This window comes from Actinomadura oligospora ATCC 43269 (assembly GCF_000518265.1).
In the GTDB taxonomy this organism is placed as follows: domain Bacteria; phylum Actinomycetota; class Actinomycetes; order Streptosporangiales; family Streptosporangiaceae; genus Spirillospora; species Spirillospora oligospora.
In genome coordinates this window covers 156964-177167 of the sequence record NZ_JADG01000012.1, presented here as the reverse complement: position 1 = coordinate 177167, position 20204 = coordinate 156964, and the positions used below count along the sequence as shown (strand labels likewise).

Sequence of the window (20204 nt, the reverse complement as noted above, 5' to 3'; positions counted from 1 at the left end):
CTGCAATGAAGGGTCGTGTCAGCAGCCTCGTATCGTCTCGTGCGTCGCGCGGGTCCCGCGCGTACCGTCGCGCCCGCTCTGGACGAGCGGCAGCGCGCGGTCGTCGAGCATGCCGGAGGGCCGCTGCTGGTGCTGGCCGGGCCGGGCACCGGGAAGACCACCACGATCGTCGAGGCGGTCGTCGACCGCATCGAGAACCGGGGCGTCGACCCCGAGCGGGTGCTCGTCCTGACGTTCAGCCGCAAGGCCGCCGGGGAGCTGCGCGAGCGGATCACCGGCCGGATGCGCCGCACCACCCGCACGCCCCTCGCGCTCACCTTCCACAGCTACGCCTACGCGCTGCTGCGCCGCGACGCCGTCCTGAACGACGAGCCCGCGCCCCGGCTGCTGACCGGCCCCGAGCAGCTCCTGGAGGTGCGGCGGCTGCTCCAGGGCGAGCTGATGGACGGCGCGCGCGGCTGGCCCCAGCGGCTCCACGAGACCCTCGCGACCCGCGGGTTCGCCGAGGAGCTGCGCGACTTCATGCTCCGCGCGGGCGAGCGCGGCGTCCTCCCCGAGGACCTGGAGGGCCTCGGGCGGCTGCGCGGACGCGACGACTGGCCCGCCGTCGCCGGGTTCGTCGACCGGTACGGCGACCGGTTCGCGCTCGACCCGACGCCGACGTTCGACTACGGCGAGCTGATCCACATCGCGGCCGGGACGCTGGCCGACGAGGAGGTCCGGCTCCGCGAGCGGGACGCCTACGACGTCGTGTTCGTCGACGAGTACCAGGACACCGACCCCGCCCAGGAGGACCTGCTCCGGCACCTGGCGGGCGACGGCCGCGACCTCGTCGTCGTCGGCGACCCGGACCAGTCGATCTACGGCTTCCGGGGCGCGGACGTCCGGGGCATCCTGGAGTTTCCCCAGCGCTTCCGCACGCTGACGGGCGACCCCGCGCCCGTCGTCGCGCTGCGCACCTGCCGCCGCATGGCCCCCGAGCTGCTCGTCGCGTCCCGCCGCATCGCCCGCCGCCTCCCCGCCGGGACGGCCCTCGCCGCCGAGCACCGGGCCCTCCGCCACCCCTCCGACCTCCCGGACGCCCCCGCCGAGGCGGACGCCCCCGCTGAGGCGGGGACCTCACGCACGCCGGGCGCACCGCACACACCGGACGCCCCCGCCGGGTCCGGTTCGTCCGCCGTGCGCGGCGAGGCGGACGAGGGGATCGCGGGAGAGGTCCGGGCCGTCATCGCCGACTCGGAGTCCCAGGAGGCGGCGCTCGTCGCGGACGAGCTGCGCCGCGCGCACCTGCTGGACGGGGTGCCCTGGTCGCGGATGGCGGTGCTCGTCCGCAGCGCGGTGCGGCAGGTGCCGACGCTGCGCCGCGCCCTGTCGCAGGCGGGCGTGCCCGTCGTCGTCGCCGGGGACGAGGTTCCGCTGGTCGGGGAGCCCGCCGTCCGGCCGTTCCTGGTCCTGCTGCGCGCCGCGCTCAAGAAGGACTTCCTCGACGAGGTCATCGCCGAGGACCTGCTGACCAGCGCGCTCGGCGGCGCCGACGCCCTCGCGATGCGGCGGCTCAAGCGGGCGCTGCGCGACCTGGAGGAGATCTCCGGCGGACGCCGCGACCTGGCCGAGCTGCTCGTCGCGGCCGTGGACGACCCGCGCGAGCTGGTGCTGGTCCACGAGAAGGTGCGGGCGCCCGCCGAGCGGATCGCGCGGCTGATCGAGGTGGCGCGGCGGCGCGCGGCCGAGGGCGGCAGCGCCGAGGACGTGCTGTGGGAGGTGTGGAACGAGTCCGGGCAGGCGGACGTCCTGCTGGAGCAGAGCGTCCGCGGCGGCATGCGCGGCGCGTCCGCCGACCGCGACCTGGACGCCGTCGTCGCGCTGTTCGACGCCGCCGCGCGGTTCGTCGACCGGCTGCCGCAGGCGGGCCCCGAGCTGTTCGTCGACACGATCTCCGCGCAGGAGATCGCCGGGGACACGCTCGCCGAGAGCGCGCCCGAGGGCGAGGCCGTCCGGATCCTGACCGCGCACCGCGCGAAGGGCCTGGAGTGGGACGTGGTGGTCGTCGCGGGCGTCCAGGAGGGCGTCTGGCCGGACGTCCGGCTGCGCGGCTCGCTGCTCGGCGTCGAGGAGCTCGTGGAGCACGCCGCCGGGTCGCAGGTGCCGGACGAGGGCGCGGCGGCCGGGGCGTCCCTGTCGGCGAAGATGCTGGACGAGGAGCGCCGCCTGTTCTACGTCGCCGTCACACGCGCGCGCAGGAGGCTCGTCGTGACGGCCGTCGGCGGGGACGACACCGAGGAGCGGCCGTCCCGGTTCCTGAACGAGCTGCTGCCCGGCGCGATCGAGCAGTCCCAGCTGGACGAGCGGACGCGCTGGCTGTCGCTGTCCGCGCTGGTCGCCGACCTGCGTTCGGCGGTCGCCGATCCGAGCCGTCCGGCGCCGATGCGGAGGGCGGCGGCCGGGCACCTGGCGCGGCTCGCGCGCGCGGGGGTGCGCGGCGCGCGTCCGGAGAACTGGTACGCGATCACGGCCCTGTCGGACGCGGGCCCGGCGTTCGCCGAGGACGAGCAGATCACCATCTCGCCGTCCCAGGTCGAGACGTTCACGACCTGCGGCCTGCGCTGGCTGCTGACCTCGGCGGTCGGCGCGCAGGAGGGCGGGCCGAACGAGTACTCGACGATGGGCAAGGTCGTGCACGCGGTCGCCGAGATGGCGGGCGCGGACGAGGGCGTCACCGAGGTGGACGTCGCGCGCCGCCTGGACGACATCTGGAACGACCTGGACTTCCGGTCGTCGTGGTACTCCGAGAAGCAGCGCGAGCAGGCCGCGACGATGGTCGACAGGTTCCTCACCTGGAACCGGGAGAACCCGAACGAGGTCGTCGCGCTGGAGGAGTCGTTCAAGGTCGACCTCGGCCGCGTCGTCATCAAGGGACGCATCGACCGCGCCGAGCGGGACGCCGAGGGCCGCGCGGTGATCATCGACATCAAGACGTCCACGACGGCGGTCGGGAAGAACGACCTGGCCCGGCATCCGCAGCTCGGCGTGTACCAGTACGCGGTGATGCTCGGCGCGTTCCAGCGGCACGGGCTGGTCGAGCCGGGTGGCGCGAAGCTGGTCCAGGTGGGGAAGGCGGCGTTCGCGAACCGCGTCCGCGAGCAGGAGCAGCCGCCGCCCTCCGACGACCCTGATCCCGAGTGGCCGAAGAAGCTGGTCGAGATCGTCGCGACCGGGATGGCCAGCGAGGTCTTCCAGGCGCGCGCGAACGACAAGTGTCGGACCTGCCCGGTACGGTCCTGCTGCCCAGTGCACGAGACGGGGGGACAGGTCGGTCCATGATCACTCCGGCGGAGCTGGCGCGGCTGCTCGGGGTGCCGGAGCCGACCGAGGAGCAGGCGCGGGTCATCGAGGCCCCGCTCGCGCCGATGGCGGTGATCGCGGGCGCCGGGTCCGGCAAGAGCGAGACGATGGCGGCGCGGGTCGTCTGGCTGGTCGCGAACGGGTTCGTCCGGCCTGAGCGCGTCCTCGGGCTGACCTTCACCCGGAAGGCGGCGGCCGAGCTCGGCGTCCGCGTCCGGAAACGGCTCGACACGCTGCGCGAGCAGCTTCCCGCGCACGAGCTGGAGCGGCTCGGCGGCGAGCAGATCTTCGACGGCGAGCCGATGGTCTCGACCTACCACGCGTACGCGGCGCGGCTGTTCGGCGACCACGCCCTGCGCGAGGCGCTCGAGCCGACGATGCGGCTGATCTCCCCGGCCGTCGCCTGGCAGCTGTGCTCGCGCGTGGTGGACGCCTACGCCGGTCCGATGGACAAGATCGAGTGGTCGCCGGACACGGTCACCAAGGCCGTCATGGAGCTCGGCGGAGACCTCTCCGAGCACCTGCGCACCCCGGACGACATCCGGCGGATCGGCGAGCGCCTCGACACGATGTTCGCCGCGCTGAAGAAGCCGCTGAAGGCGCAGAAGGACATCCTCGCCAAGCACGAGGTGCGCGAGCAGCTCATGCCGCTGATCGAGCGCTACCAGCAGGCCAAGCGCGAACGCGAGGTCATCGACCACGGCGACCAGATGGCCCTCGCCGCGCGGATCGCGCGCAACCACCCCGAGGTCGGGATGATCGAGAAGTCGCGGTTCTCGGTCGTCCTGCTGGACGAGTACCAGGACACCAGCCAGGCCCAGCTCGTCCTGCTGACCTCGCTGTTCGGCGGCGGGCACGCGGTGACGGCGGTCGGCGACCCGTGCCAGTCGATCTACGGGTGGCGCGGCGCGAGCGCGGGCAACCTGCTGCGGTTCGCGCACGACTTCCCGCGCCGTCCGGCGGTCGGGACCGTCCCGGCCGAGCTCGCGCCGATCAACAAGCTCAGCCGCAGCTTCCGCAACGGCGAGCGCATCCTGGACGCCGCCGCGCGCGTCCAGGCCGAGCTGCGCGAGGACGCCCGCGACGTGCCCGTCCTCGTCCCCGGCGCCGGGCGCGACGGGCGCGGCCGGGTCGAGTGCGCGCTGTTCGGCACGGTCGAGGACGAGGCCGACCGGATCGCCGAGCGGATCGTCCAGCTGATGGGCCCGACCGAGTACGCCCCGGACGGCGGCCCGGCCGGGGACGAGCCGCTGAAGTGGTCCGACATCGCCGTCCTGGCGCGCAAGCGGTCGCAGTTCCCGCTGCTCAGGCGTGCCCTCGAACTGCGGGACGTGCCGGTCGAGGTGGTCGGGCTCGGCGGCCTGCTGACCGTCCCGGAGGTGCAGGACGTCGTCGCGACGCTCCGCGTCATGCACGACCCGACCGCCGGGGCGTCGCTCGCGCGGCTGCTCACCGGCCCGCGCTGGCGGCTCGGCCCGCGCGACCTGGTGGCGCTCGGACGCCGCGCCCGCGCGCTCGCCAACGAGCAGGCCCGCGACGTCACCCCGCCGGAGCCCTCGCCCGAGGACGCGCCCGCCGAACCGTCCGAGGCCGAGGGCGAGGCCGGGGTCGCGGAGAGCGACCCGCTGCGGCAGCTCGTGTCCGAGCTGAACCAGGAGACCGGCAGCCTGGTCGACGCCCTGGACGACCTCGGCGACCCGTCCGCGTACTCGCCGGAGGGCTTCGGACGGCTCCGGCGCCTGCGCGACGAGCTGCGCCACCTGCGGTCCCAGGCCGGGCTGCCGCTGCCCGACCTGGTCGCCGAGGTCGAGCGGACGCTCGGCCTCGACATCGAGGTGGCCGCGCGGTCCGGACTCGACCCGGTCACCGCCCGCGCCGACCTGGACGCCTTCGTCGGCGCCGCCGCCGACTTCGCCGGGGACGCCGAGGACCCGACGCTCGGCGCGTTCCTCGCCTACCTGACCGCCGCCGAGTCCGAGGAGTTCGGCCTGGAGGCGGGCCGGGTCGGCGAGACCAACAGCGTGAAGCTGCTGACCGTCCACGCGTCCAAGGGGCTGGAGTGGCCGGTCGTCGTCGTGCCGGGGCTGACCTCGGTGCCGCAGAAGAACGGCGCCCCGGCGAAGGGCTCGATCTTCCCGTCCCCGCCCCAGAACACCACCCGCTGGACGGCCAACCCCCGCGTCCTGCCGTTCCCGCTGCGCGGCGACTACGCCGACCTGCCGAAACTCGGCGGACTGGAGAAGGACGACCTCGCCCGCTTCGACGAGCAGTCGATCCGGCGTGACCTGCTGGAGGAGCGGCGGCTCGCCTACGTCGCGCTGACCCGGGCGTCCGCGCTGCTCATCGCGACGGGCTACTGGTGGGGCGGGTCGAGCCGTCCGGTCGGGCCGTCCCCGTACCTGGAGGAGGTCCGCGAGGTGTGCGTCGCGGGCGCGGGCACGGTCGCCGTCTGGACCGACCCGCCCGGCGAGGACGACACGAACCCGCTGCTCACCGAGGACCAGGAGGCCGAGTGGCCGGTCGCGCCCGGCGACCTCGGCAACTCCGACTCGTCCGCGCGCGCCCGGTACGACGCGATCGTCGAGGCCGCCGGGATGGTCCGGGACGCGATGCAGGGCAGCACCGGCCTGTGGGCGGGCACCGACGGCCTCTCGGACGACGAGCGGGGCCGCATGACCGCGTGGGCGCGCGACGTCGAACTGCTGCTGGCCGAGCGCGACCGGGGCCGGTCCGGCGACGGCCTGCTGGTCGAGCTTCCCGCGAACCTGACCGTGTCGTCCCTGGTCACGCTCGCGGGGGACCCGGGAGCGCTGGCCCGGCAGATCCGCCGTCCGATGCCGCGCCAGCCCGCTCCCTACGCCCGCCGGGGCACCGCGTTCCACGCGTGGCTGGAGAGCCGGTGGGGGCAGCAGCGCCTCATGGACATGGGCGAGCTGCCCGGATCCGCCGACGACGACGCGTCCGACGACTCCCAGCTCGACCGGCTCCAGGAGATGTTCGAGCGGTCCGAGTGGGCGAACCGCGAGCCGCTGGACGTCGAGGTCCCGTTCGAGACGATCATCGGCGACCGGCTCGTCCGGGGCCGCATGGACGCGGTGTTCCGCAACGCCGACGGCACCTACGAGGTCGTCGACTGGAAGACCGGCCTGCCCCCGGACGGCGCGAAGGCCGACGCCGCCGCCGTCCAGCTCGCCGCCTACCGGGTCGCCTGGGCCGAGCTCGCGGGCGTCCCGTTGGACCAGGTCAGCGCGGCCTTCCACTACGTGAAGGCGAACCACACGATCCGTCCGGCCGACCTGCTCGACGGGGCGGGCCTCGCGGCCCTGCTGGACAAGGTCCCCGCCGCCTGACCCGCGGCCTGACCCACCGCCTGATCCGCGGCCCGACCGGCCGCCCTGCCTGCCGCCGGAACAGGTGGCCGCCGCGCCGTTCAGAGCCGGAGGAAACGGGGAAGATCCCGGGGAACCCTAGGAGGCGGCGTGGCGGTGTCCCCTGTCGAAAAGCACGGCGACAAGATCGTGCGCGAGTTCACGAGGCAGGCGGAGGGCTTCGCCGACCCGCGCCGCAACTCCGCCTTCACCGCCCAGCTCGGACGGCTCGTCCGGTTCATGGAGCCCGAACTCGACCTCGACGACGTCGTCCTCGAGGTCGCGGCGGGGACGGCCCTGGTCTCGCGCGCCATCGCCGCGCGCGTCCGCCACGTGACCGCGCTCGACCTGACCCCCGCGATGCTCGCCGAGGGCAAGCGCGCCGCCGACGCGTCCGGTGTCACGAACATGACGTTCACCAGGGGAGACGCGAACGGCCTGCCCTACCTCGACCGCTCCTTCACGCTCGTCCTCACCCGGTTCTCGATGCACCAGGTGGACGACCCGGAGGCGGTCGTCCGCGAGATGGTCCGCGTCGCCCGGCCGGGCGCGGCGATCGTCGTCGCCGACATCGTCCGTCCGGGCCCTGCCGAGACCGTCCGTCCGGACGGCGCGACCGGCGACCCCGACAGGATCGAGCGGCTGCGCGACCCGTCCCACGCGACCCTGCGCACCGAGGCCGAGATCGCCGCGATGCTCACCGCCGCCGGGGCCGAGGTCCGCCGCGTCGAACGCTTCGACGTCGTCCGCCCGCTCGACCCGTGGCTGGCGTTCACCCGGACACCGGACGAGACGTCCGCCGCGATCCGCAAGGAGCTGGAGGCCGAGCTCGCCGGGGGCGCGCCGACCGGCATGCGGCCCGCCTTCATGGACGGCAACCTCCACTTCACTCACGCGCACGCCTTCATTCAGGCGATAGCGGGCTGAACCGGTCGGGTTTCTCGACCAAACGTTCGACGATCTTCGCTCAGGTGTTCTATGTTGTCCGCCATGGCATCCAGCACCGCTCTTCCCCTGGAGCGCGAACCGGCCGCGCTCGCGATGCGGATCGGGATCGTCGCCGCCGAGGCCGCGCTCGCCACCTTCGCGCGCAACCTCGACCTCGACGACCTCGCGGACGGCGAGATCGACTTCCGCGGCGCCATCGGCCCCGCCGAGTGGCCCGTCTTCTCCCTGGTCATCGACACCCTCGCCGAGTCGGCCCCCGGCGACGGCCGCTCGCTGGACGAACGCCGCGCCGAGGCCCTCAACGACCTCGCCCGCATCTGCATGGCCGCCCGAACGGGCGCCGCCGCCTGACCCGCGCCCCTACCCCGGCAGTGCGCGCCGCCTGATTTGGCCGGTGCCGGTCCGGGGGGTTCCTTCACGAAGCGGAAGTCGCGCGGGCCCCTGCGGCAGGCCAGTACTCCTCGATCACGGGTGTTCCGCGCGGAGGGGGTTGGCGACCGGGACGTATTCGGCCGACCGGTCGGCGGAGCGGGACCAGCGCGTCCGCAGGTTCGCCTTCGCGGGGACCGGGACGCCCGCGAGCACAGCGCGCAGGAGGGGATGGTCGCCCGTGAAGTGCGTCCGGGCCGTCCGCCACAGGTCGGGTTCGAGATCGGGGTGCAGGTCGGCGAGAGCGGCGGCGACCTCGGTCAGGTGGTTGATGAGAAGGCAGTAGATGACGCGGTCCCAGCCCTGGTGCGCGTCGTAGGTGACGGCCTCGCGCACGCGCGCGGGGAGGTGAGTGAGGTCCCAGCGTCCGGTGACGACTTTTGTGCCTTCGAGGTCGCGGAACGCCGCCTGGACGGGCATCCCGTTGTCGTCCACGCAGACGAGCACGTTCTGTAGGTGCGGCTCCAGGACGACGCCGTGTTCCAGATAAGCGCGCAGGACGGGTGGCGCGACGTGCGAGACATAGGCGTCCCACCAGGCCAGGGGGGCGGTGTGGACGGCGGGCAGGGCGGCCAAGCCGTCCGGGGTGGCGAGTGCGGCGGCGAGCCGTGGATGCCCGGGAAGGCCGCGCACACCCTGCCGGACGATCACGCCGAGCCCTTCGTGGAGACGGCGACCGGCCAGCGCGAGCGTCCGATACGCCGGTTCCGCCAGGAGCGTCGCGCCGAGCGCGGCGAACACCGGGCGCAGGAGCCGGTCGAGCGCGACCGCACCCGCCAGCTCGTACCAGGCGTTCTTCCGGACGCAGTTGGTGATCCGCACGTCCAGGCTGAACTTGAGGAACGCGTCGGTGTCCGGCAGGTACGCCGTGCGGACGGACGACGTCGGGTAGGCGTCCGACGGCCCGGGACCGAGGTCGCGGACGAGACCGTCCGCGAACGCCCGGCGCAGGAGCGGATCGTCCCGCAGCAGGTCGAGCTGCCACGGATGCGCGGGCAGGAGGCGGCACCCGGCCGGCGCGGCGAACGGTTCGAGCGCCGCGAACGCCCCCGGGTCACCCTCCTCCACCAGCAACGACTCCGGGACGGCCAGCCATCGCGGCCGGAACCGCGCCCGGACCTCCGGCGCGTACCCGAGCCACTGCTCGGGTACGCCCTGCCGGGCCTTCGGCGACGGATGGAACCGGTGCCCGAGCACCAGCGACTGCTCGGACTCGACGTAGGCGTCGGCACTGTCGTCGGTCCGCGACCGCGCGGCCAGGATGGCGGTGAGCGCGCCGTGACTGTCCTCGACCTGGGACATGAACTCGGGGTTCGCGTGACCGGTTGACAGCTCCAGCTCACCGGCGATCAGGGACGCGAGCCGCGCCCAGTCCGCCGCGATCCAGCCGCCGTCGCGCCCCTCCTCGAACGGCGGGACGAGCCGGAACGTCGGCCCGTGCGGCGGACGGGCGAGCCCGGCGCGCAGCAGCACCCCGACGCGCGGCAGCCGCATGACCAGGCGGTCGTCCCGAGGGAAGAGCTGCCGTTCCGGCCCGCACACCTCGCGGACGAGGCAGTTCAGGAGCGCGGCCGAGGTGCCGTCCGCGGCGGAGGCCACGGCGGCGGGGTGGGTCAGCGTCACGTGAGGTCCCGTAGGTAGTTCGGCCCGTCGGGGCCGTAGTGCTTGTTGATGTCGGCGGCGCCGGTGCGGCCCTTGTCGACGAGGGTTCCGGCGGTGACCATCGCCTTGCCCGGCAGGGTCGGCGCGTCCAGCACGCGCGCGCGAAGGAACGCGTCGGACCGCCGTCCGAGCAGCGCGTCGAGCCGGTCGCGGATCATCGCGAGGCCGTCCGCGCGGGGCAGCAGGCCGTGCTCGGCCAGCGCGAACGCGGGCGCGGCGGCGCACAGGTGGAGGGTGATCGTGATGAACACGCGGGCGAGGGCCTCGCGGTCGGCGGTGCGCATCCGGTGGTCCTCGAACCGGCAGGGCGCGCCGAGGACGTCGGGGTCCACGAGCATCCCGTCGTTGTCCTTCAGCAGCAGCCGCAGCGGCGCGCCGGGCGCGAGGACGAGCGCGACGTTCTGCTGGTGCGCCTCCAGCGCGATCCCGCGCCGGAACAGCGCGACGTTCCAGGCCAGCAGGACGTCCAGGTACCGGCCGAACAGGTCGCGGACGTCCCAGCGCTCGATCACCAGGCCGCCGCCCGGGTGCGGCGCGGTGAGCGCGGCGACCGGCACGATGTGCGCGTTCGCCGTCTCGTCCGGGAAACGCCGCACGAGGTAGCCGAGCAGCGGCGTCCCCGCGTGCGCGTACGTCTGCTCGTCGGCCAGCAGGACGGGGTGGTCCTCCTCGGCGAGGACGAGGCGCAGCAGCCGTTCGGCGAGCGCGCCGTCGTGCAGCGTGCCCGGGACGATCGTCCGCCGGTTCCGCAGCCCGAGCGTGCTCGTCGGCAGCGGCACCTTCACGTGGACGCTTGGGGCGGCGGCGAGCGTCCGCATGGACAACGTCGGACGCACCAGACGAAACGCCTTCGGCAGCACCTCCGCGTGTTTCCGCACGGCCGAAACCGCCAGCGGATGCACCGGGAACAGCTCCGGATCGGGCCACCAGGAGGGCGGCTCACCGATGGCCATGATCTTGTGCCGAGGCGCCCGCGCCCAGCGCAGCGGGAACTCCGGGGCGCACTCGGGCGCGTATCGTCGCAGGTCAGTCGGGGTGAGCCCGGCGCGGGCGAGCGAACACGGGTACACCGGATGCTCGGTGTGCGCGGCGAGCGTCTCGTAGAACACGCCCGGCCCGAGCGGATCGGCCTCCGCGAGCCGCCGCATGATCTCCGGACGCGTCCCCTCGCCGAGCAGCGTCGCGGTCAGCGCCTCCCGGCACTCGCGGACGAACGCCGGAACGTCGTCCTGAGGGTCGGCGACCCGGCGCGCGATCGCGAGCACATCGGCGAGGCGAAGCTCCTGATCGACGTCCACGACCGCGCGCGCTAAGAAACCCGGATGCAGCCCGCCCGCCGATCCGTCCGCGCGCAGCTTGATAGGCGCGGAACCCGGCGGGGTGAGAACGCCGTCGCGCGCGTACGAGCGCAGGCCGCCGTAGTCCTCGCGCAGCAGGGCGTCCATGGCGCGCGCCGCGAGAACCCCCTCGGCCGACGGACGGGGGACGCGGCGGGCCCGGCCTCTGGAAGGCGAATCCTCAAGGCCAGGCCGCCGCGCGCCGGGAACGGGGGCCGAAGCGCACTCGGTACCGGGGCCTGGGCCGGAACTGGGCGCAGAGCCGGAGCCGGGAGCGGAGCTAGAGCCGGGCTCGGAGCCAGAATCGGAAGCGGAGCCGGAACCTGGAGCGGAGCCGGAGCCATGGGCGGGGGTGGGGCTGTGGGTGGGGTCGGGGGTCACGCGATGGTCCAGGTGTGGGCGGCGCGGAAGCGGGCGACGGTGGCCTCGACCGCGTCGCGGGACGGTCCGATCGCGCGGATCGTCCCGAGGTAGTCGCGGTTGGTGCGGGTCAGCGGCGCGTCCACGCCGACCGGACGCGTCGGACGGTACGTCAACCGCACAGGGCCCTCCCGCAGCTCGACGGCGTCCGGCGCCGAGGACAACGTGCCCGCGCGATCCGCGAGCACCCAGTCCGCGACCGCGTACCGGTCCGGTCGCGCCGGGGCCGCGGGGAGGCGTTCGCCCAGGTGGACGCGGAGGATCCACTCGAACAGCGGCACCCCGAGCAGGTCGGCGAGCAGGAAGTCGCAGTGGTCGCCGATGGCCCGGTAGTTGACCTCGATGATCCGCGCCCGCCCCTCGTGGACGACGAACTCGGTGTGGCACGCCCCGAACCCGACGCCCAGCGCGTCCAGCTGCGCGAGGACCTGCGGCGTCTCGGGCGGCGGCGGGGCCCACTCCAGCCGCTCCTCGACGAAGTGCGGGGGAGGGGACAGCCGCGTCCGGAACGAGCCGAGGACGCGCAGCTCATGCCCGTCCCCGAGCGTCTCGAGCGTGTGCAGGGCGCCCGGCAGGTACTCCTCGACGATCAGCGGACGGCCTGTGCCGATCCGCGCGAGCCGGGTCGCGAGCTCGTCGGCGTCCGCGACGAGGAAGACGTCCTCGCTGGCCACGCCCTCGCGCGGTTTGAGGACGAGTGGGTACGGCGCGTCCGGCGGGACGCGGTCGGCGGGCGCGGCGAACACCGGATCGAGGTCCGCCAGGCCGCGCCGCGTCTCGTGCTTGTTCTTCGCGCGGACGGCGGCTCGCCAGTCCTTGCCCGGCAGCCCGAGGTAGGCGGCGGCGAGCGCGGCCGGGGCCTGGAGGAAGTCGGAGTTGGTGAACACCGCGTCCGGCCGTCCCACGGCGACGATCTCGCGGAAGTCGGAGACGTCGCACCGGACGACCGGGCCGTCGAAGACCTCGGCGTGCGCGTCCGGACGGTCCGTCAGCACGGTCACGTCCAGGCCGAGCGCGGCGGCGGCGGGCAGGAACCCGTGCGCGACCGAGGCGGTGAGCTTCCCGGAGACGAGGTGGAGCGCGGCGGCCACGGCACCCTTCCCAACGACAAGTGAGGTTAGCCTTGCCTAATTCGAATCGCCACCATAGTCGCGGGGCCCCGTCCGGTGTGCAAGAACGGCGCCATCGCGTGTTGGATGGAGCCATGCCGGACGGAACCGAGAGGGGATGGGACGCAGCCATGGACCCCGTCGACCGATGGGTCGCGCTCGCCGGACCGGCCACCCGGCACATCGGCGAGGCGCTGGCCGCCCGTTACGCCGAACCGCACCGCAGGCACCACGACCTCGCGCACCTCACGTCCGTCCTCGACCTCGTGGACGAGCTGGCCGCGCACGCGGGCGACCCCGACGCCGTCCGCGTCGCCGCCTGGTTCCACGACGCCGTCTACGACCCGCAGCGCGCCGACAACGAGGTGCGCAGCGCCCGCCTCGCCGAACGCATGCTCGCCGACACCGACCTCGGGCCCGCGCGCGTCGCCGAGGTCGCCCGCCTGGTCGAGCTGACCGAGACGCACGCCCCGGACGACGACGACCGCAATGGCCAGGTGCTCTGCGACGCCGATCTGGCGATCCTCGGCGCGGACCCGGAGCGCTACGCCGTCTACGCCGCCGCCGTCCGCGACGAGTACGCCTTCGTCCCCGAGGAGATCTTCCGGACCGGCCGCGCCGAGATCCTGGGCGGCCTCCTCGACCTCCCGAACCTCTTCCACACCCCGGAGGGCCACGCCCGCTTCGAGGCGGCCGCCCGCCGCAACCTCACCACCGAACTGATGCTCCTCAACGTCTGAGGGCTGTCACCAGCGCTTCGACGCCGCCACCGCCTGATGGCGGCAACAGTCCGGACACCCCGGGCGTCAATGCCCGTTCTCCAGCGCAACGCCCGGCTCTGACGTCCCCTAGAGTTCGGGGGCAAAGCATCTGCAAGGGAGCATTGTCAGTGGACGTTGTGGAGTTCATCCAGGCCAACAAGGCCCAGTTCTTCGCGGATCTCAAGGAGTGGCTGGCGATCCCGTCCATCTCCGGGGACCCGGCCCACCACGACGACGTGCGCCGCTCGGCCGACTGGCTCGCGGACTACCTGCGGGGCCTCGGTTTCCCGACGGTGGAGGTGTGGCCGACCGCCGGGCTGCCCGCCGTGTACGCCGAGTGGCCCGCCGCCGACCCGGACGCCCCGGCCGTCGTGGTCTACGGTCACCACGACGTCCAGCCGGTGACGCCGCTGGAGGAGTGGGACACCGACCCGTTCACGCCGGTCGAGCGCGGCGAGCAGCTGGTCGGGCGCGGCACGTCCGACGACAAGGGCCAGATCTTCTTCCACACGCTGGGCCTGCGCGCGAACCTCGCCGCGAACGGGGCCGGCGCCCCGCCCGTCACCATCAAGCTGCTGGTCGAGGGCGAGGAGGAGTCCGGCTCGGTGCACTTCGCCGAGTTGCTCGCCGAGCACCGCGCGCGGCTCGCCGCCGACGCCGTGATCATCTCCGACACGACCATGTGGGCCGCGGACGTCCCGTCCATGTGCACCGGCATGCGCGGCCTGACCGAGGCGGAGATCACGCTGCGCGGCGCCGAGGTCGACCTGCACTCCGGATCGTTCGGCGGGGCCGTCCCGAACACGCTGCACGCCATGGTCGAGCTGCTCGGCAAGCTGCACGACGCGGACGGCAGGGTCACGATCCCGGGCTTCTACGAGGACGTCATCCCGCTGACCGACGAGGAGCGGGAGCTGTTCGCGCGGCTGCCGTTCGACGAGGCCGCCTGGCTGGAGACCGCCGGGAACAGCCGCGCCGCCTACGGCGAGGCGGGCTTCACCACCCTGGAGCGGATCTGGGCGCGTCCGACCGCCGAGATCAACGGCATGTGGGGCGGGCACACCGGCCCCGGCGGCAAGACCATCGTGCCGCGCGAGGCGCACGCCAAGATCTCCTTCCGGCTGGTCGCCGGGCAGGAGCCGGTCAAGATCCGGGACGCGTTCGTCGCGTGGGTCGAGGCGAACACCCCGGCGGGCGTCGAGGTCGAGGTGCACGCCCCGGGCGGCGGCGTCCGGCCGTGCTTCTCGCCGATCGACTCGGCGGGCGTCGAGGCCGCGCGGCGCGCGATGGAGAAGGCGTTCGGCACGCAGGTGCTGTTCACCCGCGAGGGCGGCTCCGGCCCGGAGGCCGACCTGGCCGACATCCTCGAGGCGCCGCTGGTGTTCGTCGCGGTCGGCCTGAACGACGACCGCATCCACGCGCCGAACGAGAAGGTCGAGATGCCGCTGCTGCTCAAGGGCGCCGAGGCCGCCGCCTACCTCTGGGACGAGCTGGCGACGGCCCTGCGCTAGCGTGACCGGGTGAGCGAAACCCCCCGGAACGGCAGAGAGAACGGCACGGTGGACGGCATGACGGACGGTATGGGCGGCGGTTCGGCGCAGGGCCCGCTCGAGTGGCTGGCGCTGGCGCGCGGCACCCTCGACCGGGCCGGCGACCGCCGTTCCGACGACGTGTTCCTGGACGCCGCGTGGAGCGATCCGCGCACCCGCGTCCTGGTCGTCTGGCGCGGCGAGGTCAACGCCGTCGTCGGCGACGAGCCGACCGTCGTGCTGCTGGCTCCGGGGGACGCGCCGTCCGGGGACCGGTACTTCCTCGGCGTGGACGGCGACGGCACCGCGTACTTCGCCGTCGCCGCCCCGCTCCCGTCGATCGAGGGCGCCGACCCGGTCGGCCTCCGCCGCGTCGGCGTGCTGCTGCCGGACCGCGACTCCGGCCTGATGACGCACGCCGTCTCGCTGGAGCACTGGCACGACACGCACACGTACTGCCCGCGCTGCGGGACGAAGACCGAGATCCGGCAGGCCGGGCACGTCCGGCACTGCCCGAGCGACGACAGCGACCACTTCCCGCGGCTCGACCCGGCCGTGATCATGCTGGTCACCGACCAGGACGACCGGGTCCTGCTGGCCCGCGGCCCGCAGTGGCCGGACGACCGCCGGTCCGTCCTGGCCGGGTTCGTCGAGCCGGGCGAGTCTCTGGAGCAGGCCGTCGCCCGCGAGGTGCGGGAGGAGGTCGGGCTGGACGTCCGGGACGTCCGCTACCTGGGCAGCCAGCCGTGGCCGCTGCCGCAGAGCCTGATGATCGGCTTCAGCGCGGTCGCGGACGGCACCGTCCCGCTCGTCCCGGACCTGGTCGAGATCCGCGACGCCGCCTGGTACACCCGGGATGAGCTGACCGAGGCGATCGCGGCCGGACGGATCGTCGCGCCCGGCCCGCTGTCGATCGCCGCGCAGCTCATCATGCGCTGGTACGGCGGCCCGCTCCCCAAGATGCCCGCCTTCTGACGTCTTGTCGGACGGTCACACGGGTTCGGGGACGCGGTTGAGGCGGAGCGGCGCGGACGCCGAGCCGCCCGCCTCGCGCCGCGCGACCGCGTAGACCGCGACGAGGTAGGCGAGGTCGAGGACGGCCGTCGTGATCATCAGGTAGGGGAGCAGCGAGCCGTGCCGCCACGGCTCGTCCTGCGCCCAGATCCAGGACGCGCCGGACGCCAGGGCCGTCCCGACGCCCTTGGTGAGCGCGATCCAGACCGACTGCCCGCGCGTCGAGCCGCGCGCGATCAGCATCGACAGGAACAGCCCGGACATCATCAGGTTCTGCCCGAACGCGGCGAACGTGGCGAGCCCGTGGTCGAACTGGCGGCTGACGAGGTCCACGCCGAGATAGCCCATGACCAGCACGGACGCCAGCATCGCGAGGAATCCCCAGCGCGGCAGGAAGCGGAACTCGCGCGGGCCGTAGGCGACGACGAGGGCCAGGATGGCCACGTCGAACCCGAACCACACGTAGTTGACCACCAGCTGCATCCCGTCGCCCGGACGGACGAACGAGAACAGGAACTCCCAGCCGAGGTTGGCGCCGAGCGCGGCGATCGGCATGCCGTAGGTCTTCTCGCGCCAGTTCGTCCAGATGATCAGCAGGTAGGTCGCCGTCCAGGCCAGCCCCGAACCGAGCGACAGCACGTCCGCCACGTCCAACGTGAATCCCCTTCGCGTCACCGCAGGGGGCCAGGCTAGCCATAACGGACATCTCCCCGGAATGCCGAAGGCCCTTCCGTTATCCGAACGGAAGGGCCTCGCGGGAGTGCTGTGCGCGGTCAGACCCGGGACGGGCGGCCGACCTGGTGCGGGGTCAGGCGCCGATGAGGCGCTTGACCTCCTTGGCGCTGGGGTTGGTCAGCACGACCTCGCCCGCGTCCTTGGTCCTGATCACGAGGGTGGGGACGGTCTGGTTGCCGCCGTTCACGCTCATCACGAACTCGGCGGCCTTCGGGTCGCGCTCGATGTCCACCTCGACCATCTCGATGCCGTCCCGGCCCAGCTGGGTCTTGAGGCGGCGGCAGAAACCACACCACGTGGTGGTGTACATGGTGATCCGGCCCTGCTGGTCGGACTTCTCGGCGGCCTGCGTCGTCATCGCTCTCGTCGGCTCCTCACCTGGACGGACTGGGATCGTGCCGGGTCGTGCACGCGATCGTTCTCCGGGCTCAACACGCGGGCGTCCCCGAGCATTCCGTCCGGCCTGACACCATGGGGGCATGCAGGCGGAGGCGGTGCTGGCGGGGCTGGACCCCGAGCAGCGGGCGGTGGCGGAGGCGACGCGCGGGCCGGTGTGCGTGCTGGCGGGCGCGGGCACGGGCAAGACCCGCGCGATCACGCACCGGATCGCGTACGCGACGCTGACCGGGGTCGTCACCCCGCAGCGGGTGCTCGCGGTGACGTTCACCACACGCGCCGCGGGCGAGCTGCGGTCCCGGCTGCGCGCGCTCGGCGCGCCCGGCGTGCAGGCCCGCACCTTCCACGCCGCCGCGCTGCGGCAGCTGTCCTACTTCTGGCCGAAGGTGGTCGGCGGCGACCCGCCGAAGATCATCGAGTCCAAGCTCGGGCTGGTCCGGGACGCGGCGCGCGAGTGCGGCATCCGCGAGTCCGACCCGTCCCGGCTGCGCGACATCGCGTCGGAGATCGAGTGGGCCAAGGTCACCCAGCACCGGCCCGAGGACTACATGGACGCCGCGTCCCGCGCGGGCCGCAAGCCGTCCACCGACGTGGTCGAGGTCGCCCGCGTCTACGCCGAGTACGACCGGCTGCGCCGCGAGCGCAACCTGCTCGACTTCGAGGGCATGCTCGAGCTGACCGTCGCCGTCCTGCACGACGAGCCGCAGGTGCTCCGGCAGGTCCGCGACCAGTACCGGTTCTTCGTGGTGGACGAGTTCCAGGACGTCAACCCCCTCCAGAAGATGCTCCTCGACACCTGGCTCGGCGACCGCGACGACCTCTGCGTCGTCGGCGACCCCAACCAGACGATCTACTCCTTCACCGGCGCGACCTCGTCCTACCTGCTCGACTTCACCAAGGAGCACGACGCGGCGAAGGTCGTCCGGCTCGTCCGCGACTACCGCTCGACGCCGCAGGTGGTGAAGCTCGCCAACGATGTCATCGGACGGGCCCGAGGCGACGCCGCGAAACGCCACAAACTCGAACTCGTCGCCCAGCGCGAGGACGGCCCGGACCCGGTCTTCAGCGAGTACGGGGACGACACGTCCGAGGTCGCCGACGTCGCGCGGCGCTGCCGCAAGCTCATCGAGGAGGGCGTCCCGGCGCGCGAGATCGCGATCCTGTTCCGGATCAACGCGCAGTCGGCCCGCGTCGAGGAGGCGCTGAGCGACGCGGGCGTCCCGTACGTCGTGCGCGGCGCGGAGCGGTTCTTCGAACGTCCCGAGGTGCGCGAGGCCGTCGTCCGCCTGCGCGGCGCGGCCCGCGCCGGGGGAGACGCCGAGCTGGACGGCCTCGGGCTCATCCAGACCGTCCGGCACGTCCTGATGGGTGCCGGCCTCACCGACGCCCCGCCGGACGGCGCGGGCGCGGCCCGGTCCCGCTGGGAGTCCCTCGCCGCCCTCGCCCAGCTCGCCGAGGACATGGCCGTCGACAACCCGTCCGCCGGGCTGGACGCCTTCGTCGCCGAGCTCGAGGAACGCGCCGCCGCGCAGCACGCGCCGACCCTGGAGGGCGTCACCCTCGCGTCCCTGCACGCCACCAAGGGCCTGGAGTGGGACGCGGTCTTCCTCATCGGCCTCACCGACGGCATGATGCCGATCAAGTACGCCGAGACGCCCGAGCAGATCGAGGAGGAACGCCGCCTCCTCTACGTCGGCGTCACGCGCGCTCGCGCGCACCTGCACCTGTCGTGGGCGCTGTCCCGCGACCCCGGCGGCGAGCGCTACCGGCAGCCGTCCCGCTTCCTGGACGGCCTGACCGGCAAGGCCGGCACTCCGACGCCCGCCCGCGTCGACCGCGCCGCGTCCCGCCGCACCCGCCGTTCGGGCCCGCAGCCGTGCCGGGTCTGCGGCCGTCCGCTCACCGCCGCGATCGAGCAGAAGCTCGGACGCTGCGAGGACTGCCCCGCCGAGCTGAACGAGGAGATCCTCCTCGCGCTCAAGGACTGGCGCGCCCGCACCGCCGAGGAGCGCCGCGAACCCGCCTTCGTGATCTTCACCGACTCCACCCTCCAGGCGATCGCCGAGCGCGCCCCGTCCACCCTGGACGAGCTGGCCCAGATCCCCGGCGTCGGCCGGGTCAAGCTCGACCGCTTCGGCCGGGACGTGCTGTCGCTGCTCACCGGCCGCTGACCGGGAAATCGCCGGTCGGCGGGGGTGAGAGCCCGCTCACACGCCCCCGTTTGGGACACTGATCCGCGTGAAGGAATCAGTGAAGGCGCTGCTGGACATCCTCGACCTCGAGCAGATCGAGAACGACATCTTCCGGGGCCGCAGCCCCGAGGACCGGCAGCAGCGGGTGTTCGGCGGCCAGGTCGCCGGGCAGGCCCTGGTCGCCGCCGGACGCACCGTCCCGCCGACCCGCGCCGTCCACTCCCTGCACGCCTACTTCATCCGCCCGGGCGACCCGTCCGTGCCGATCGTCTACCAGGTCGACCGCGTCCGCGACGGCCGCTCCTTCACCACCCGCCGCGTCCTCGCCATCCAGCACGGCAAGGCGATCTTCAGCCTCTCGGCGTCCTTCCAGATCACCGAGCCCGGCCCGACCCACCACGCCCCCATGCCGGACGCCCCGGACCCCGAGTCCCTCCCCACCGCCCTCGACCGCCTCATCCCGGTCTTCGGCGAGCGCGCCGCCACCGAGTTCGTCAACCGCCGCCCCTTCGACGTCCGCCACGCGACCCCCCTCACCTGGGAGGCCGCCAAGGACACCACCCTCGCCACCCCCGAGTCCAAGGTCTGGCTCAAGGTCGACGACGACCTCCCCGAGGACCCCCTCCTCCACGTCTGCCTCATGACCTACGCCTCGGACATGACCCTCCTGGACACCGTCCTCCTCAACCACGGCCTGGCCTGGGGCGACAAACGCACCATGGGCGCCTCCCTGGACCACGCCATGTGGTTCCACAAGCCCTTCCGAACCGACGACTGGCTCCTCTACTACCAGGACACCCCCTTCGCCGGCGGCGCCCGCGGCCTGGCCCGAGGCCAGATCTTCACCCGCGAAGGCGACCTGGTCGCCTCCGTAATGCAAGAGGGCCTAATCCGCGTAACCGACGCCTGACCAGCGAGAACACGCTTCTTGATGTGAGTTCGGCGCGTCGGCCGAAGTCGCC

14 protein-coding genes are annotated in these 20204 nt (G+C 73.5%); 9 read left to right on the top strand and 5 right to left on the bottom strand.

All coding sequences use genetic code 11. The annotated features are described in order from the left end of the window. Nucleotides 1-39: 39 nt before the first annotated feature. From P696_RS0120935 to P696_RS0120920, 4 genes are all read left to right on the top strand, one after another. Nucleotides 40-3321 carry an ATP-dependent helicase gene (locus P696_RS0120935; protein ID WP_026413862.1) on the top strand — a complete coding sequence of 1094 codons (3282 nt, stop codon included), beginning with the start codon at nt 40-42 and terminating at the stop codon, nt 3319-3321. Continuing rightward, on the top strand, nt 3318-6692 hold the full coding sequence (locus tag P696_RS0120930) for an ATP-dependent helicase (RefSeq protein ID WP_026413861.1): 3375 nt from the start codon (nt 3318-3320) through the stop codon (nt 6690-6692). Before P696_RS0120935 ends, P696_RS0120930 begins: the two co-directional genes overlap by 4 nt. A 135-nt stretch (nt 6693-6827) precedes the next feature. Beyond that, nucleotides 6828-7637, top strand: coding sequence for a class I SAM-dependent methyltransferase (locus P696_RS0120925; protein WP_034486185.1), 810 nt, complete (start codon nt 6828-6830; stop codon nt 7635-7637). Nucleotides 7638-7700: 63 nt separating this feature from the next. Continuing rightward, nucleotides 7701-8009, top strand: a complete 309-nt coding sequence (locus P696_RS0120920; RefSeq protein ID WP_026413859.1) for a hypothetical protein — start codon at nt 7701-7703, stop codon at nt 8007-8009. A 114-nt stretch (nt 8010-8123) separates the two neighbouring features. Here P696_RS0120920 and P696_RS0120915 read toward each other — a convergent pair whose 3' ends face one another. The 3 genes from P696_RS0120915 to P696_RS58825 all read right to left on the bottom strand — a co-directional run bounded on the left by P696_RS0120915 (nt 8124) and on the right by P696_RS58825 (nt 12597). Beyond that, a complete protein-coding gene (locus P696_RS0120915) occupies nt 8124-9710 on the bottom strand; it encodes an IucA/IucC family protein (protein ID WP_026413858.1) in 1587 nt (528 codons plus the stop codon). Beyond that, nucleotides 9707-11194: an IucA/IucC family protein gene (locus P696_RS47005; RefSeq protein WP_051467942.1), complete on the bottom strand. Its 1488-nt coding sequence runs from the start codon at nt 11192-11194 to the stop codon at nt 9707-9709. Before P696_RS47005 ends, P696_RS0120915 begins: the two co-directional genes overlap by 4 nt. Before the next feature lie 269 nt (nt 11195-11463). Beyond that, nucleotides 11464-12597 carry an ATP-grasp domain-containing protein gene (locus P696_RS58825; RefSeq protein WP_026413857.1) on the bottom strand — a complete coding sequence of 378 codons (1134 nt, stop codon included), beginning with the start codon at nt 12595-12597 and terminating at the stop codon, nt 11464-11466. A 149-nt stretch (nt 12598-12746) separates the two neighbouring features. On the opposite strand from P696_RS58825, the gene P696_RS0120900 reads away from it, so the two are divergent. From P696_RS0120900 to nudC, 3 genes are all read left to right on the top strand, one after another. Continuing rightward, nucleotides 12747-13355: an HD domain-containing protein gene (locus P696_RS0120900; protein ID WP_026413856.1), complete on the top strand. Its 609-nt coding sequence runs from the start codon at nt 12747-12749 to the stop codon at nt 13353-13355. A 149-nt stretch (nt 13356-13504) separates the two neighbouring features. Further along, entirely contained in the window at nt 13505-14887 is a 1383-nt protein-coding gene (locus P696_RS0120895; RefSeq protein WP_026413855.1) for a dipeptidase, read from the top strand. A 69-nt stretch (nt 14888-14956) separates the two neighbouring features. Further along, a complete protein-coding gene (gene nudC / locus P696_RS0120890) occupies nt 14957-15880 on the top strand; it encodes an NAD(+) diphosphatase (protein ID WP_026413854.1) in 924 nt (307 codons plus the stop codon). 15 nt (nt 15881-15895) lie between these two features. Here nudC and P696_RS47000 read toward each other — a convergent pair whose 3' ends face one another. Together P696_RS47000 and P696_RS0120880 are read right to left on the bottom strand one after the other, a co-directional pair. Beyond that, nucleotides 15896-16567, bottom strand: a complete 672-nt coding sequence (locus tag P696_RS47000) for a transmembrane-type terpene cyclase (protein WP_064744085.1) — start codon at nt 16565-16567, stop codon at nt 15896-15898. 160 nt (nt 16568-16727) lie between these two features. Then, nucleotides 16728-17012, bottom strand: coding sequence for a glutaredoxin domain-containing protein (locus P696_RS0120880; protein WP_034486051.1), 285 nt, complete (start codon nt 17010-17012; stop codon nt 16728-16730). A 121-nt stretch (nt 17013-17133) separates the two neighbouring features. On the opposite strand from P696_RS0120880, the gene P696_RS0120875 reads away from it, so the two are divergent. Next, the gene (locus tag P696_RS0120875; RefSeq protein ID WP_026413852.1) at nt 17134-19221 is read left to right on the top strand and encodes an ATP-dependent DNA helicase UvrD2; all 2088 of its coding nucleotides are present in this window, start codon (nt 17134-17136) and stop codon (nt 19219-19221) included. Nucleotides 19222-19288: 67 nt separating this feature from the next. Further along, nucleotides 19289-20152: an acyl-CoA thioesterase II gene (gene tesB, locus P696_RS0120870; RefSeq protein WP_026413851.1), complete on the top strand. Its 864-nt coding sequence runs from the start codon at nt 19289-19291 to the stop codon at nt 20150-20152. Nucleotides 20153-20204: the final 52 nt, after the last annotated feature.

Coding starts and splice junctions, on each gene's coding strand:
- P696_RS0120930 (WP_026413861.1), top strand. CDS start 3,318: ATGATCACTCCGGCGGAGCTGGCGCGGCTGCTCGGGGTGCCGGAGCCG.
- P696_RS0120920 (WP_026413859.1), top strand. CDS start 7,701: ATGGCATCCAGCACCGCTCTTCCCCTGGAGCGCGAACCGGCCGCGCTC.
- P696_RS47005 (WP_051467942.1), bottom strand. CDS start 11,194: ATGGACGCCCTGCTGCGCGAGGACTACGGCGGCCTGCGCTCGTACGCG.
- P696_RS0120900 (WP_026413856.1), top strand. CDS start 12,747: ATGGACCCCGTCGACCGATGGGTCGCGCTCGCCGGACCGGCCACCCGG.
- nudC (WP_026413854.1), top strand. CDS start 14,957: ATGGGCGGCGGTTCGGCGCAGGGCCCGCTCGAGTGGCTGGCGCTGGCG.
- P696_RS0120880 (WP_034486051.1), bottom strand. CDS start 17,012: ATGACGACGCAGGCCGCCGAGAAGTCCGACCAGCAGGGCCGGATCACC.
- P696_RS0120875 (WP_026413852.1), top strand. CDS start 17,134: ATGCAGGCGGAGGCGGTGCTGGCGGGGCTGGACCCCGAGCAGCGGGCG.